This window comes from Rhizomicrobium sp. (assembly GCA_037200385.1).
Classification (GTDB): Bacteria; Pseudomonadota; Alphaproteobacteria; order Micropepsales; family Micropepsaceae; genus Rhizomicrobium.
Genome location: JBBCGL010000001.1, coordinates 3,386,815 through 3,401,062, shown reverse-complemented (window position 1 = coordinate 3,401,062; position 14,248 = coordinate 3,386,815). Strand labels below are relative to the sequence as shown.

The following is a 14,248-nucleotide window of genomic DNA, read 5'->3' as shown; positions in this document are numbered from 1 at the left end:
ATCCCTAGCCGAAGCGGCCGGTGATGTATTGCTCGGTATGCTTCTTGTCGGGCGCGGTGAAGACCTTTTCGGTCGGACCGAATTCGACCAGTTCGCCCAGATACATGAACGCCGTGTAGTCGCTGGCGCGGCTGGCCTGCTGCATGTTGTGGGTCACGATCACGATCGTGTAGTCGGCCGAGAGCTCGTCGATCAGCTCTTCGATCTTGGCGGTCGAGATGGGATCGAGCGCCGAGCAGGGCTCGTCGAGCAGGATCACTTCGGGACGCGTCGCCACGGTGCGCGCGATGCACAGGCGCTGCTGCTGGCCGCCCGAGAGCGACAGGCCGGATTCCTTGAGCTTGTCCTTGACCTCGCCCCACAGCGCGGCGCGCTGCAGCGCGTCCTCGATGCGGCCGTCGAGCTCGGAGCGCGGCATGCGCTCATAGAGTTTGATGCCGAACGCGACGTTGTCGTAGATCGTCATCGGGAAGGGTGTCGGCTTCTGGAACACCATGCCGACGCGGCTGCGCAGGAGATTGGTGTCGATGCGGGTCGACAGGATGTTCTCGCCGTCGAGCACGACTTCGCCTTCGGCGCGCTGGTTGGGATAGAGCTCGTAGATCCGGTTGAGGATGCGCAGCAGGGTGGACTTGCCGCAGCCCGACGGGCCGATGAAGGCGGTCACCTGGCGGTCATAGAGCGGCAGCGTGACGCTCTTCAGCGCCTTGGTGCCGCCGTAGTAAAAGCTGAGGTCCTTGATATCGACCTTGACTTCCTTCGGCGCGATGCTCGCGTCCATGACTAACTCCGTTTCGGTTGAAGGAGACGCGCGATGATGCTGAGCGTCAGCACGGTCGCGGTGATGAGGAGCGCGCCGGCCCAGGCCAGGCGGTGCAGGTCCTCATAGGGGCCCATGGCGTAGTTGAAGATGATCGCCGGCAGGCTGGCCATCGGCCCGTTGAGATCGGTCGACCAGAACTGGTTGCTGAGCGCCGTGAACAGCAGCGGCGCGGTCTCGCCCGAGATGCGCGCGACGGCGAGCAGGACGCCGGTGACGATGCCGGCACGCGCCGCGCGCCAGGTCACCGCCCGGATGACGCTGCTGCGCGGCGCGCCGAGCGCCGCGGCCGCTTCGCGCAGGCCGTTGGGGACGAGCAGCAGCATGTTCTCGGTGGTGCGCACCACCACGGGGATCACGATCACCGCCAGCGAGGCGGCGCCGGCCCAAGCCGAGAAATGGCCCATCTTCAGGACGATGATCTCATAGATGAAAAGGCCGGTGACGATGGAGGGCGCACTGAGCAGGATGTCGTTGACGAAGCGCACGAAGAAGGCGAGCCGGCCATAGCGGCCATATTCGGCCAGATAGGTGCCCGCGAGCAGACCGAGCGGCGTACCGGCCGCGACGGCGATCGAACTCATCAGCACGCTGCCGAGGATGGCGTTGGCGAGGCCGCCCTTGTCGCCCGGCGCCGGCGTCATCTCGGTGAAGACGCTGGGCGAGAGGCTGGAGAAGCCGTTGTAGAACAGCGCGCCGAGGATGAAGCCGAGCCACACCAGGCCGAAGCCGGCGGCGAGCGTCGACATGATGAGGAAGAAGCCGTTCCAGAGCTTGCGGCGGCGATAGAGCGAGCGATTGATCATGACGCGCTCCCGGCGCGGCGTTCCAGCGCGCGCAGCATGAGCTGGGCGGCGGCGAGCACCACGAAGGTGATGAAGAACAGGATGAGGCCGAGCTCGATCAGCGAGGAGAGATAGAGGTCGCCGACCGCCTCGGTGAACTCGTTGGCGATGGTCGCGGAGATCGTGGTCGCCGGGGCAAACAGCGATTTGTGGATGTGATGCGCATTGCCGATCACGAAGGTGACCGCCATGGTCTCGCCCAGCGCGCGGCCCAGCGCCAGCATCGCGCCGCCGACGACGCCGGCGCGCGCGAAGGGCAGCACGACGCGCCACATCACTTCCCAGGTGGTGCAGCCCAGGCCGTAGGCGGCCTCCTTCAGCATCGACGGCACGGTCTCGAACACGTCGCGGGTGACGGCGGAGATGAAGGGCAGCACCATGATCGACAGGATCAGCGCCGAGGTGAACAGGCCGATGCCGTAAGGCGGGCCGCCCAGATAGTCCTGCAGGTAGGGGATGTTGGCGACCGCGTCGACGATCGGGGTCTGCACATGTTCCTGAAACCAGGGCGCAAAGACGAACAGGCCCCAGATGCCGTAGATGATGGAGGGAACGCCGGCGAGCAGCTCGATGGCGATGCCGATCACGCGGCGCAGGGAGCGCGGGCAGATCTCGGTCAGGAAGATCGCAATGCCGATACCGACAGGCACCGCGACGACCATCGCCAGAATCGACGTCACCAGCGTGCCGTAGATCGGGGCGAGAGCGCCGAATTTCTCCGTCACCGGATTCCACGTCTCGGTCCAGACGAAGGGCAGGCCATAGGCCTTGATCGCCGGGAGCGAGCCGACGATCAGCGCGGTCATCACGCCGCCGAAAATCGCCAGGACGAGAAGCGCCGCGGCAAGCGTCAGATAATAGAAGCGGACATCGCGGGCGCCGCCTTTGCGGACGGCATCGGCCCTCTGCGGGATGCTGTTCATCTGTTCGGCAACGGAAATATCGGCCATGCGTGGGCGCCGTTCCTGGACGAGAGGGTTTGGCGGCCAAACGGCCACCGCAGAGAGATCACTGGAAACCCATCCCACCGGGGTTGCGCGCAAGGACCATCACAGTTTTGCAAAGGTTTTGTGACGGCGAACGGCTTCAAACCGTCAACCTTGGGCAAGCCATTGGAAATCATGGAAAAAAGCGCGGGGCCGCCGATGGCGGCACCCGCGCGGCAAATTGGTCTATACGGTTCAGCGACCCGCCGACATCACGACATCGAAGCTGTCGCCGGACGAATTGGTGACGCTCCAATGCTCGCCCAGGGCATGCACCGCGAGCGGCGAGCAGCTTTCGGGCGCGTTGGGAAGACCCGGCTGCAGGCAAAGCGTGGCGCCGTTGTCCTTGGTGGTCCATTTGCCGGGATAGGTCGCGGGCTTGCCGTCCGGGCCGGTGCCGTTGGCGCTATAAGTGCCGTCGGCGTTGAAAAGCAGCGTGCCGACTGCGCCGGTCTTGCTGTTCTTGGTCGTAATGGTGTTGCCGTAGGTGGCCGCCATCGGATCGTCGGCATAAGCGGCCGTCATGGCGAGCGCGAACAGGCCGGCAGCCGCCAGCATCGAGAAACGCATGAAATCCTCCTTGGAAAATACCCCTGGACGCCGGCGCTCTATAGCCCGGCCCGGCGATATTAACCCTTTCTGAACCCTGCCGGAACCGGCGGCTTTAAAGGTTTTCGAAGGCAGTCCAAGCCTAGGCTCGGGACAGGGCTTCACCGGATCGACAGGGCTTGCGCGCACTTCGCACGATATTGGGATTGATCGCCTTCGCGCTGCTCATCGTCGCGTTCGGCGACGTCATGCTGCACGGCCGTTTCACCCTGATGGCGCCGAGCCTGTTCGCCGTGCTGTTTGCGCTCGTGCTGGGCTTCCTGCTGCACGAATTCGTCGATGCGCGGCGGCGCACCGAAGTGCTCGACCGCCAGGCCGTCCAGCTGAAATCGGCGGGCGCGCGGCTGGAGCAGTCGCTGGCCGCGGCGGCGGCGTTCAATGCGCGCCTGAACCAGAGCGAGGCGCGCTACAAGGGGCTCGTGGACGCGCAAGGCGACGCGATCCTGCGCCGCGCCCCGGACAGCCGGCTCACCTATGGCAACGAGGCCTTCTTCAAGCTGTTCGGACTGCATCCGCAGCGCGCCATCGGGCAGCCCTTCGCACCGGAACTGCATCCCGACAGCCGTGCCCCCGCCTTCGGCAGCTTCGCGCGGCCCGGTGCCGCGCGCAGCAGCGACCGCTACGACCAGAATCTGCGCACCGCCTATGGCTGGCGCTGGATCGCCTGGGAAGACTATGCGGTGCGCGATTCCTATGGCCGCCTGGTCGAAGTGCAGAGCGTCGGGCGCGACATCACCGAGCGCAAGGCGCTGGAAGACGCGATCATGGTGGAACGCGACAAGGCGCAAGCGGCGAGCCGCGCCAAGTCCGGCTTCCTCGCCACGATGAGCCACGAGATCCGCACCCCGATGAACGGCGTGCTGGGCATGGCGCGGCTGCTGCGCGAGACCGAGCTGCGGCCCGAGCAGCGCACCTATGTCGACGCCATCACGCAATCGGGCGAGGCGCTGCTGACGCTGATCGGCGACATCCTGGACTTCTCCAAGATCGAGTCGGGCACCTTCGCGCCCGAGGAGGACGAGGTCGAATTGCGTCCGCTGATCGAAGGCGTGGTCGAGCTGTCCGGTCCCCGCGCGCACGACAAGGCGATCGAGCTCATCGCCCATGTCGACGCGGCAGTGCCGCAGATCATCCGCAGCGACGGCGTCCGGCTGCGCCAGGTCCTGACCAACCTCGTCGGCAATGCGGTCAAATTCACCGAGCGCGGCGGCGTCGAGCTCACCGCGCGGGTCGTGGAGGCCCATGAGCGGCGCTTCGTGCGCTTCGACGTGCGCGACACCGGCGTCGGGGTGCCGAAGGAAAAGCGCGACGAGATATTCCGCGAATTCGTCCAGGCCGATTCCAGCCATGCGCGCAAATTCGGCGGCTCGGGACTCGGCCTTGCGATTTCCAAGAAGCTGGTCGAGGCGATGGGCGGCGAGATCGGCATCGAGGACGCGGCCGGCGGCGGCAGCCGGTTCTGGTTCGCGTTGCCCGCCGTCGTCGTGAAACCCGCCCCGGACGCCGCGGCGATGCCGCTGGCGACCCTCAACGTCGCGATCGTCACGCGCAACGCGATCCTGCGCGAAGGGCTTGCCGCACAGCTGCGCGCCGCCGGCGCGAGCGTCGTCGCGGAAAACGATTCCGGACAGCCGGCCGACGTCATGCTGGTCGACGCGGGAACCGATTCCGAGCCGAATCCGCCCGGCGCGCCGGGCCGCGGCGTCCGGGCGCTGGTGCTGCTGACGCCCGCCGCGCGCGCGCAGCTCGACGCGATGCGCGACCAGGGCTTCGCCGGCTATCTCGTCAAGCCGGTGCGGCAGGCGACGCTGGTGGCGCGGCTGCGCGATCTGCAGGACCGCCGCGAGGCGCCGGCGCTGCATATGCAGGGCCATGCCCGCGCCGCTCCGGCCGAACTCGCCGGCGGGCGGCAGATCAAGATCCTGCTTGCGGAGGACAACCCGATCAACCTGCTGCTGACGCGCGAATTGCTGCGCCGGCGCGGGCACAGCGTCGTGGAGGTCACCTCCGGCGAAGCCGCGGTCAAGGCGATCCAAAGCGACAGTTTCGACATCCTGCTCACCGACATCCATATGCCGGGGATGGACGGCATCGAGGCGACGCGGGCGATCCGCGCCCATGAAACCGCGACCGGGGCACGGCGCACGCCGATCGTCGCGCTGACGGCCGACGCGCTGGAGACCGGCAAGCGGGCTTGCAAAGACGCCGGGATGGATGGTTTCCTGACCAAGCCCATCGACCCCGCCCAGCTGGACGACATGTTCGCGATCTTCTTCCCGGCCGTGCCTCTCAAAAATGCCGCTGCATGAGCGGTGATGACGCGCCGCCTCGCGCGCGCGGTCTTTTCTCGGCCCTTGCGGTTTTCGCGGAACGCCGCACCGTGGTCATGCTGGCGCTGGGCTTCGCGGCGGGGCTGCCCAACCTGCTGGTGTTCGACACGCTGTCGGCCTGGCTGCGCGATTCGGGGCTGTCGCTCGAAGTCATCTCCTTCTTCAGCCTGGCGACGATCTCCTATTCCTTCAAGTTCCTCTGGGCGCCGCTGATCGACCGGCTGGCCGTGCCCGGCCTGACCGGCTGGCTCGGCCATCGCCGCTCCTGGATGCTGGTGGCGCAGGTCGCGATCACGCTGGGGCTGCTGGCGGTGTCGACCTCCGACCCGAAAGGCAACCTCGCGCTGGTCGCGGTGTTCGCCGTGTTCACCGGCTTCTCCTCGGCCACCCAGGATATCGTGATCGACGCCTGGCGCATCGAGGCGGCCGACGTTTCGCGCCAGGGCGCGATGGCGGCGGCCTATCAATGGGGCTATCGCATCGCGATCATCGTGGCCGGTGCCGTGCCGCTGATCCTCGCCGACCGGCTGGGCTGGAATCTCTCCTATGGCCTGATGGCGGGGCTGATGCTGATCGGCATGCTGGCGGTGCTCGCCGCGCCGCGCGAGCAGGCGCATGTCATCAAACCGCTGCCGACCGATGGCGGCAAGGGTTCGCCGCTGCTCGAAGGCCTCGAATGGGCAGCGCGCTTCGCGCTGATCGCCGCGGGCGCGTTGTTCCTGGGCTCGGGCCTGATCGCCGATGCGGGCATCCTGCAGAAGCTGCTCGGGCTTGCCGGCTTCGGCGATGCCGGTGCTGCACTGCAGGCGGCCTGGACGGCCAAGCCGAACGGCATCTGGCTGCAACTTGTCGGCGTGCTCTGCGGCTTCGCGGTGATCGGCCTGGCAGCCTATCCGCTGCCGCATGTGAGGACGCGGCCCGGCACCTATATCAGCCATGCGCTCGGCGATCCGCTGGCCGATTTCTTCGCGCGCTTCGGCAAGGTCGCGTGGCTGATCCTGGCGCTGATCTGCCTCTATCGGCTGTCCGATTTCGTCCTCAACATCATGACGCCGTTCTATCTCGATCTCGGCTTCTCCAAGACGCAGATCGCCGAGGCCCGCAAGGTGTTCGGGGTGGCGATGTCGATGCTGGGGGTGTTCGCGGGCGGCTGGTCCATCGCGCGGTTCGGGATCATGCGCGCCCTGGTGGTGGGCGCCTTCGCGCTGCCGATCACCAACACGATCTTCGCCTGGCTGGCGACGCAGGGGCCGGACATGACGGCGCTGTTCATCGCCATCGGCATCGACAATGTGGTCTCGGGCTATGCCGGGACCTGTCTCGTCGCCTATATGTCGAGCCTGACCAGCGTCGGCTTCACCGCGACGCAATATGCGCTGTTCTCCTCGCTCTATTCCCTGCCCGGCAAGCTGATCGCCTCGCTGTCGGGGCGGATCGTCGAGAGCGCCGCGGCGGCCTCGGAACATGGCGGTCCGCTCGCCTTCCTGCAGGGGCTGTTCGCGCACACCCCGCCCGCGGCCTTCGCGGGCGCCATGGTCAAGTCGCATGTCGCGCCGGCGGCGCTGGGCTCGGGCTATGTCGTATTCTTTTTATATTCGGGACTGGTGGGCGTGGTTTCCATGATCCTGTCCGTCCTGGTGCTGCGTTACCAGCCGGCCAGGCCGGCGGAACCGGCCGCCTGAGGCGCAGACGGTTTGCCTGTGCGGGGGCGCTTGCGGTAAAATGGCTGGAGGAGCGGGCCAGCTGGCTGCAGAACAGTCGGCGCCTTCCCGATAGGATTTTTCGCTTGGTGAACATTCACGAGCCTGGCTCTTTCGAGCGCAGACTTGCGCAATGGCCCGTCCTTGCGACCGCGGGCGCGCTGGAAGTGCGCCTGGCCGAGACCGAGGGCGAGGTCGAACAGGCGCAGAAGCTGCGCTATCACGTCTTCTATGAAGAGATGGCCGCGGTGCCGTCGCCGCAGATGCGCGAGGAGCGGCGCGACTTCGACAAGTATGACGAGGTCTGCGACCACCTCCTGGTCGTCGACCGCAGCGCGGTGGGCGAGGACGGCCAGCCGCTGGTCGTCGGCACCTACCGCCTGACCCGCGACGTCGATGCGGTGCGCGCCGGCGGCTTCTACACTGCGGGCGAGTTCGACATCTCGCGCATGCTGAAAGGCCATCCGCCCGGCTCGCGCTTCCTGGAGCTCGGCCGCTCCTGCGTGCTCAAGGCCTATCGCAACCGCACTACGACGATGCAGCTCTTGTGGAAGGGCCTGCTCGCCTATGTCGCGCGCTTCTCCATCGACGTGATGTTCGGCTGCGCCTCGATCCCCGGCACCGATCCGGACGCCATCGCGCTGCCGCTGTCCTACATGCATCACTTCTATCCAATCCCGGCGGGCTTCGAGGTACGGGCGCGGCCCGAGCTCTATGTGCCGATGGATCGTATCCCGAAGGACCAGATCGATCCCAAGGAAGGGCTGCGCGCGGCCCCGGCGCTGCTGAAGGGCTATCTGCGCGCCGGCGCCTGCATCGGCGACGGCGCGGTGATCGACAAGCAGTTCTCGACCATCGACGTCTTCATCTATTTCCCGCTCTCGGGGATAGACCCGCGCTATCGCAGCCGGTTCGGGCTGGCGGAGTAGAAGTCTGGCTTGAAGAAGATGCCGAACGCTCGCCTCATGGCGGTGGCGATCTGAATTTTCGCGGAAGGAATGCCGCGCTCTTGCGCGACAGCAATGCACCGATTATCGGCGATCCTGGCGCGCGGCAGGCGCCGGCGGTCGCGTCGTGTCTTGGGTCGTGTTGCCGGTGTTCCTTCGCGCCGGGCGCTTGGGAGCGGTATGCTGCTGAGACGGCGCAGCGACGTCGTTGATGATCTCTTCCATGAGACGGTCGCGATAGTCAGATAGTGCGATTGAAAAATCGCGATTCATCCGAAGCATTGCATTCCTCGCTCGCACACCGCCGAGCCCGCCTGCGGTGTTTCCCCCTCCGAGGAGCGACCGCAGCCGATGGCCGATGTCGCTACGGAACCGTCATGGCAGGTGAGGCTAAAGTGAACCGCAGAACCGGTCAATCCGGCCCGTTGGCGGCAACGCTTAGCACCTCCCGGGAGCGGGAGGAAGGGACTATGCGCCAAGAAGTCTAATTGCGCGTAAATGACGTTTTCCATTCCAGGGCAACCACTTAACAGAGATAGGCGCAAAACGCGATTCTGCAACCCGCAGGCCGTCACGTTGCCGTGCGCCCTTGCCAAACGCGCTTCGTCCCGGGTGGGTTGCGGCCGCGGAAAGATGACCGGCACGTCACGCTTTTGCGCCGCTCGCCGGCCCATCATTTCGGCTGGAATTCGCAAGCATGATCGATGGCGATGTGGTCCGAATACACCCACCGCCTTGCCGTGAAGCCATCGCTGCGACCGTCGACCGTGAACTCGTTCACGCGTTGACCGGAAAGCGACAGCACCACGGCGCAGGTCCCGGGCGCGACCACGATCTCGCGCGTGTCGCCGGTCTCGTCGCGCCACAGGCCGATGCTGCGCCGCGGTTCGACGCCCGGCGGAGGCCTATCGACGGCACGGTTGACGATGCCGAGCGACGACAAGGTCAATACGGAGCATCCCGGATCGTCGGCCAGGCCCATCGCATAGCGTCCCGGCCAGCGCGCCGGCACCTGGGGACCGTCCATCAGAAGCGCAAAGACGATGGTCGGCCCGATCGAACGCACCAGATCGTGGACGGGCTCGAGGCGAGCGAGGTCCTCGCAGATCAACGGAATGAAGGTCGAGCCGCGGCGGAAAACGAAGGTGCTGATCCGGCGGCTGAGCAGCGGGACATTTTCCCACCAGGTGACGCCGGCGGTGAGGCTTGAGCCGATGCCGTAGGTGGCGACCTGCCGCGCGTCGATCCGCCAGCGATGATGCTTGGGCTGGAGATGAAGGATCGAGAGACGCGTCAGGTCGAGCGAATCCTTCTTCCGCGTCGGCCGCGAGAAGATGCATGCCGCGGCATAGTTGCCCGCCTTTCCCAGCGAGTTCGTTCGCACGCCGGCGACGAGGAGCTCGATGTCGTAGAATGCGTCGTTGGGATCGGTCGCCTCTTCGATCAGCTTCCGGATCGCCTTGAACGTGTCGTAGGTGATCGCCATCTCGGGCAACACGATGCCGTGTATCGGACCCGCCTTCTTCGCCCCCACCTCGGCGAGCAGCTCGATATGCTTGGCAAGCTTGCGTGGATTCTCGGGAAGGTCCGGGCCCCAGTTCTGCCGCACGCCGAACCAGCCCCAGCGATGGTTCGGATCGTCGTTGAAGGACGTCTCGGGCTTGAAACTGGACGCGGGAAGATCGTAGGGCCACGGCACCAGCAGCAGGTTCAGGGGCTCGGTATCGTCCCGCAGCTTGAAGATCTCGGCGGGCGGCGCGATCCAATAGGCGCGCGCAAGGCCGCGAGGCGGAACGAGCGCCAGATGATGCGACAACGATCTCAGCGTGCACCCGACTTGTGCCGTCCGCGATTTGGGAAGGACACAGGCGATGTCAGGTGAGATGGTCGAGAGCGTATAGCGGCCCGTCGCGGGATCGGTGTCCGACTCGGTCACGTGCTGATCGTCGTTTTCGGCTTCTTCCTCGGCACGCTCTTCCTCGACGGACTCCTTTTCATTCGACGCGAGATACGCTTGATAGAAAGCCCACAGCTTGCTGCGCGAGTTTTCCGATCCCTGAAAACCCAAGCTGAGCGCCGCCTCGTCGGCGATGACGAATAGCTCCAGGGTGATGGTCCACCAGTCCGGCGTCTTCTCGCCGGGCTTGAAGACCTTGAAAACGGGCTGCGGCCACGCCGAAAGAAGCTCTCTCCATTTCTCGGCAATGAACGGAGGAAACTCGTCGCGCCCTCCGACCTTCATGTTGCGCCAGTCCGCCGCAACCTTGGGCAGGACGCTGCGCGTCTCTTCCGACAGGACGATCGAGCGATGCGCCGGGTGGGCGCCCGCCAACTTGTTCGGCGAACCGGTGTGGTGCACCGCGCCGCTGAGATTGAGCAGCAGGCCGCAGATCGCAAACAGATCGGGGGGAAACCGCGGCGCTTCCTTCCAAGACGGTCCCGCGGGTCCCACCACTTTTTCGATGCGAAGTCCGGACTCGTCCGTCAGCACCTCGATTTGCGTGCCCTCCGGAAAGCAGCGAACGATGAGATCGCCGACAGTGACCGGCGACGCCACGAACTGAACGCCCGCATTCTCCGTGGAGATGTGTGAAGTGCTTTTCTTCCGTGGCATCACGTCTTCCTGCCGCAAACTGCGCCGAGGGAGAGTGCTTTGCGGATGAAGGCTGGTGGCAATACAGCGGCGGCTTCTGCCTGTCGGCAGAAGTCCCGTCTCTGACGGCCGGAGCTATGCCCGAATCTCCCCCCTCGGGCGGCGCAACCTTACCGAGCCGTATTTTTCAATACAACCACTCAATCGAATGCGGGCATACCTGCGGGGATGTAGTTCAAATGGGAGCCGGACCGACTCGGTTCAAGGGCCGCGCGAAATTTTTTCGCCGCACGCTTATCCCCGCGAACATGGCGGCAACACACGCAGATCGCCTGGCGAAATCCATAGTGGAGCGTGGATAAGGCTTCGCGTGCATCGCGGCGGACGATATTTTGTTAGCCGGAAATTATTTTTCCAAAGCCTTCCGTCTCTCGATCGCATCCCACACCAGCCCCGCGATGTCGGCGCCGCCGAAGCGCTTCACTTCGTGGATGCCGGTGGGGCTCGTGACGTTGATCTCGGTCAGGTAGTCGCCGATCACGTCGATGCCGGTGAAGATCAGGCCGCGCCGCTTCAGCTCCGGGCCGATCGTGGCGCAGATGTGCTTCTCGCGCGCCGTCAGCGCGGTCGCCTCGGGCCGGCCGCCGACATGCATGTTGGAGCGCGCCTCGCCCGCCGCAGGCACGCGATTGATCGCGCCCACCGGCTCGCCGTCGACCAGGATGATGCGCTTGTCGCCCTGGCGCACCTCGGGCAGGTAGCGCTGCACGATGATCGGCTCGCGGTAGAAGGCGGTGAACATCTCCAGCAGGCTGCCGAGATTCTCGTCGTCCGGCTTGACGCGGAAGACGCCGGCGCCGCCATTGCCGTAGAGCGGCTTGACGATGATGTCCTTGTGATGGGCACGGAAGCTGTCGATCTCCGCGCGGTCGGAGGTGATCAGCGTCGGCGGCATCAGGCCTTCGAACTGGGTGACGAAGATCTTCTCCGGCGCGTTGCGGACATGGCCGGGATCGTTCACCACCAGGGTCTTGGGATGGATGTTCTCCAGGACATGCGTCGCGGTGATGTAGGCCATGTCGAAGGGCGGATCCTGCCGCATCAGCACGACATCGGCCTGCGAGAGGTCGTAGACCTGCTTCTCGCCCAGGGTGAAGTGATCGCCTTTCACGGCGCGCACGCTCAAGGACCGAACGCGCGCGGTGACCTTGCCTTCGCGGAACGACAGGTCGCGCGGGCCGTAATAGAGCAGCGCATGGCCACGCGCCTGCGCCTCCAGCGCCAGCGCAAAGGTCGAATCGCCGCCGATATCGATCTTCTCGATCGGGTCCATCTGGATCGCGACGGTGAGCATGCGGTCTCCTAGTTCAGGCGGCGCTTGAGCTGTGCCAGCGACAGCGCGGCTTCGTTGTGCAGCGCCTGGCCCGGCGGGCTGAGCGCCAGGCAGGTCTCATAGGCCTTGCGCGAGGCGCCGAGCACGCCCACCGCCTCGTTCAGCCGGCCGAGATCGAACCACAATTCGGCGCGATGCGGCGCGAACAGCACCATGCGGCCGGTCAGTTCGAGGGCCCGCTCCTCCTCGCCGTCCTCCAGCGCGCGCAGCTTCAGATTGTTCTGCAGCCGGAGCAGGACGTCGGTATCGCCGACCGGCTGTGCGAGCTGTGCATCGTCGAGTGCGGCCGGGATGTGGCCGGGCTCCAGCACCATGCCGCCATGGAACGGATCGATGGTCAGGTCGTCATGGCGGTGCACGATGCGCACCAGGAAATGGCCGGCCGTGTTGAGGCCGCTGGCCCGCAAGCCCGCGGCGCGCGCCGCATGCATGTAGAGGATGCCGAGCGCCACGGGCAGGCCGCGGCGGCGGGCGATCACCGCCATCAGGTCGGCATTCGCCGGATCGTTATAGGTGCCGCGGTCGCCGTCATAGCCGAAACGGCCCGCCAGCGTGGCCGAGAGCGCCTGCGCGCCATCGGCGATGCGCAGGATCATCGGGCGCTGCGCCGCCATGGTCTCTGCGATCTCATGCAGATGCGCGAGGCTGGGCTCGAGCGGCTGGCCCGGATGATCGAGCGCCGCCAGCATCAGCGCGGCGCGCGCGATGTCGTGCGGGCCGTCGCCGGCGCGGCCGATGCCTTCGAGATAGGCGGCGGGACTCTCGCTCAAGGCCGCCACGCATCGCGGATGTGGCGGGGCAGGGTGCGCGGCGAGACCGTGACGATGTCGAAGCGCAGCGCCGCGCGGGCGAGCGCGGGCCGGCCCGCGACGAACAGCGATGCGGCCCGCGCGATCCGGGCGCGCTGGCGCGGCGCCACCGAATCCACCGCCGCGCGCGCATCGGGCCGCGCCTTCACCTCCACGAAACAGAGCACGCCGCGCGGCGAGCGCGCCACCAGGTCGATCTCGCCGGCACGGGTGCGGACGCGGCGGCCGAGGATGCGATAGCCCTTGAGGCGCAGCAGCAACGCAGCCAGCGCCTCGCCGCTGCGTCCCTGCTTCTCCGCGCTTTGCCGCTTGGCTGTGAACCGGTCAGGCATCGTTCTTCTTCGCTAGAGCGCGTTCATAAACCTCTTTGCGGGCGATGCCGAGGGCCAGCGCGATCATCTCCGACGCCGCCTTCACCGGCATGAAGGGCAGGGCATGGTCGAGCAGCGCGTCGAGCCGCGCGAAATCGGTCTGCGCCTCGGGCGGCGGCCCGACCAGGATGGTGACCTCGCCCTTGGGCGGCGCCTCGCCGGCATATTGTTCGGCGAGGATGGCGAGCGTGCCGCGGCGCACCTCCTCGTGCAGCTTGGTCAGCTCGCGGGTCACCGCCACGGCGCGATCGCCCAGGACCTGTGCCATCTGCGGCAGCGAATCGGCGAGGCGCTGCGCCGATTCGAAGAAGATCAGCGTGGCGCGGATGCCCTTCAGCTCGGCCAGCATGCTGCCGCGCTCCCCGGCCTTGGACGGCAGGAACCCCGCGAACAGGAAGCGGTCGCTGGGCAGGCCGGCCAGGGCCAGCGCGGTCAGCGTCGCCGAGGCGCCGGGAATGGCATGGACGGGAATGCCTTCGGCCAGCGCCTCGCGCACCAGCTTGTAGCCGGGATCGGAAACCAGCGGCGTCCCGGCATCGCTGACCAGTGCGATCCGCGCCCCATGCCGCAGCCGGGCGATCAGCGCCGGCCGCTCCCGGGCGCCATTGTGGTCGTTATAGGCGGTGAGCGGCTTGGAAATCCCGTGGATGGAAAGGAGCTTGGCGGTCACCCGCGTGTCCTCCGCCGCAATGGCGTCACAGCCGGCCAGTACGTCCAGCGCCCGCAAGGTGATGTCGCGGGCATTGCCGATGGGCGTCGCGGTGACGTAAAGGCCAGGCGCAAGTTCCCCGTCCCCGCCCGATTTACGGAGCGGGCCCAAAGCCTTAGGGTCGGTTTGCCGTGGA

At 66.4% G+C, this 14,248-nt stretch carries 12 protein-coding genes; 3 read left to right on the top strand and 9 right to left on the bottom strand.

Annotation, left to right across the window (positions count from 1 at the left end):
- Positions 1-4 precede the first annotated feature (4 nt).
- The 4 genes from pstB to WDM91_16210 all read right to left on the bottom strand — a co-directional run bounded on the left by pstB (position 5) and on the right by WDM91_16210 (position 3,221).
- Positions 5-781 (bottom strand): phosphate ABC transporter ATP-binding protein PstB, encoded by a 777-nt coding sequence (pstB, locus tag WDM91_16225; protein MEI9996143.1) that lies wholly within the window; start codon positions 779-781, stop codon positions 5-7.
- A gap of 2 nt (positions 782-783) precedes the next feature.
- Entirely contained in the window at positions 784-1,626 is an 843-nt protein-coding gene (gene pstA, locus WDM91_16220; protein MEI9996142.1) for a phosphate ABC transporter permease PstA, read from the bottom strand.
- Positions 1,623-2,615, bottom strand: a complete 993-nt coding sequence (gene pstC, locus WDM91_16215) for a phosphate ABC transporter permease subunit PstC (GenBank protein ID MEI9996141.1) — start codon at positions 2,613-2,615, stop codon at positions 1,623-1,625. The genes pstA and pstC overlap by 4 nt, the downstream gene beginning before the upstream one ends.
- 231 nt (positions 2,616-2,846) lie before the next feature.
- Positions 2,847-3,221, bottom strand: coding sequence for a hypothetical protein (locus WDM91_16210; protein ID MEI9996140.1), 375 nt, complete (start codon positions 3,219-3,221; stop codon positions 2,847-2,849).
- 158 nt (positions 3,222-3,379) lie between these two features.
- Here WDM91_16210 and WDM91_16205 point away from each other — a divergent pair, with 158 nt between their 5' ends.
- From WDM91_16205 to WDM91_16195, 3 genes are all read left to right on the top strand, one after another.
- On the top strand, positions 3,380-5,569 hold the full coding sequence (locus WDM91_16205; protein MEI9996139.1) for a response regulator: 2,190 nt from the start codon (positions 3,380-3,382) through the stop codon (positions 5,567-5,569).
- A complete protein-coding gene (locus WDM91_16200) occupies positions 5,566-7,272 on the top strand; it encodes an MFS transporter (protein MEI9996138.1) in 1,707 nt (568 codons plus the stop codon). Before WDM91_16205 ends, WDM91_16200 begins: the two co-directional genes overlap by 4 nt.
- A 107-nt stretch (positions 7,273-7,379) precedes the next feature.
- Entirely contained in the window at positions 7,380-8,219 is an 840-nt protein-coding gene (locus WDM91_16195; protein MEI9996137.1) for a GNAT family N-acyltransferase, read from the top strand.
- 691 nt (positions 8,220-8,910) lie between these two features.
- On the opposite strand, the gene WDM91_16190 is transcribed toward WDM91_16195, so the two are convergent.
- The 5 genes from WDM91_16190 to rsmI form a co-directional block, all read right to left on the bottom strand.
- On the bottom strand, positions 8,911-10,851 hold the full coding sequence (locus WDM91_16190; protein ID MEI9996136.1) for a hypothetical protein: 1,941 nt from the start codon (positions 10,849-10,851) through the stop codon (positions 8,911-8,913).
- Positions 10,852-11,236: 385 nt separating this feature from the next.
- Positions 11,237-12,184 (bottom strand): glutathione synthase, encoded by a 948-nt coding sequence (gshB, locus tag WDM91_16185; GenBank protein MEI9996135.1) that lies wholly within the window; start codon positions 12,182-12,184, stop codon positions 11,237-11,239.
- Positions 12,185-12,192: 8 nt separating this feature from the next.
- On the bottom strand, positions 12,193-12,993 hold the full coding sequence (locus WDM91_16180; GenBank protein ID MEI9996134.1) for a transglutaminase-like domain-containing protein: 801 nt from the start codon (positions 12,991-12,993) through the stop codon (positions 12,193-12,195).
- Positions 12,990-13,364, bottom strand: a complete 375-nt coding sequence (locus WDM91_16175; protein ID MEI9996133.1) for a YraN family protein — start codon at positions 13,362-13,364, stop codon at positions 12,990-12,992. The genes WDM91_16180 and WDM91_16175 overlap by 4 nt, the downstream gene beginning before the upstream one ends.
- Positions 13,357-14,223, bottom strand: a complete 867-nt coding sequence (gene rsmI / locus WDM91_16170; protein MEI9996132.1) for a 16S rRNA (cytidine(1402)-2'-O)-methyltransferase — start codon at positions 14,221-14,223, stop codon at positions 13,357-13,359. The genes WDM91_16175 and rsmI overlap by 8 nt, the downstream gene beginning before the upstream one ends.
- Between the last annotated feature and the right edge of the window lie 25 nt (positions 14,224-14,248).

Bases quoted from the DNA above. Each gene is read 5' to 3' on its own strand.
- pstB (MEI9996143.1), bottom strand. From the start codon at position 781: ATGGACGCGAGCATCGCGCCGAAGGAAGTCAAGGTCGATATCAAGGAC.
- WDM91_16210 (MEI9996140.1), bottom strand. From the start codon at position 3,221: ATGCGTTTCTCGATGCTGGCGGCTGCCGGCCTGTTCGCGCTCGCCATG.
- gshB (MEI9996135.1), bottom strand. From the start codon at position 12,184: ATGCTCACCGTCGCGATCCAGATGGACCCGATCGAGAAGATCGATATC.
- WDM91_16190 (MEI9996136.1), bottom strand. From the start codon at position 10,851: ATGCCACGGAAGAAAAGCACTTCACACATCTCCACGGAGAATGCGGGC.
- WDM91_16175 (MEI9996133.1), bottom strand. From the start codon at position 13,364: ATGCCTGACCGGTTCACAGCCAAGCGGCAAAGCGCGGAGAAGCAGGGA.
- pstC (MEI9996141.1), bottom strand. From the start codon at position 2,615: ATGGCCGATATTTCCGTTGCCGAACAGATGAACAGCATCCCGCAGAGG.
- pstA (MEI9996142.1), bottom strand. From the start codon at position 1,626: ATGATCAATCGCTCGCTCTATCGCCGCCGCAAGCTCTGGAACGGCTTC.
- WDM91_16200 (MEI9996138.1), top strand. From the start codon at position 5,566: ATGAGCGGTGATGACGCGCCGCCTCGCGCGCGCGGTCTTTTCTCGGCC.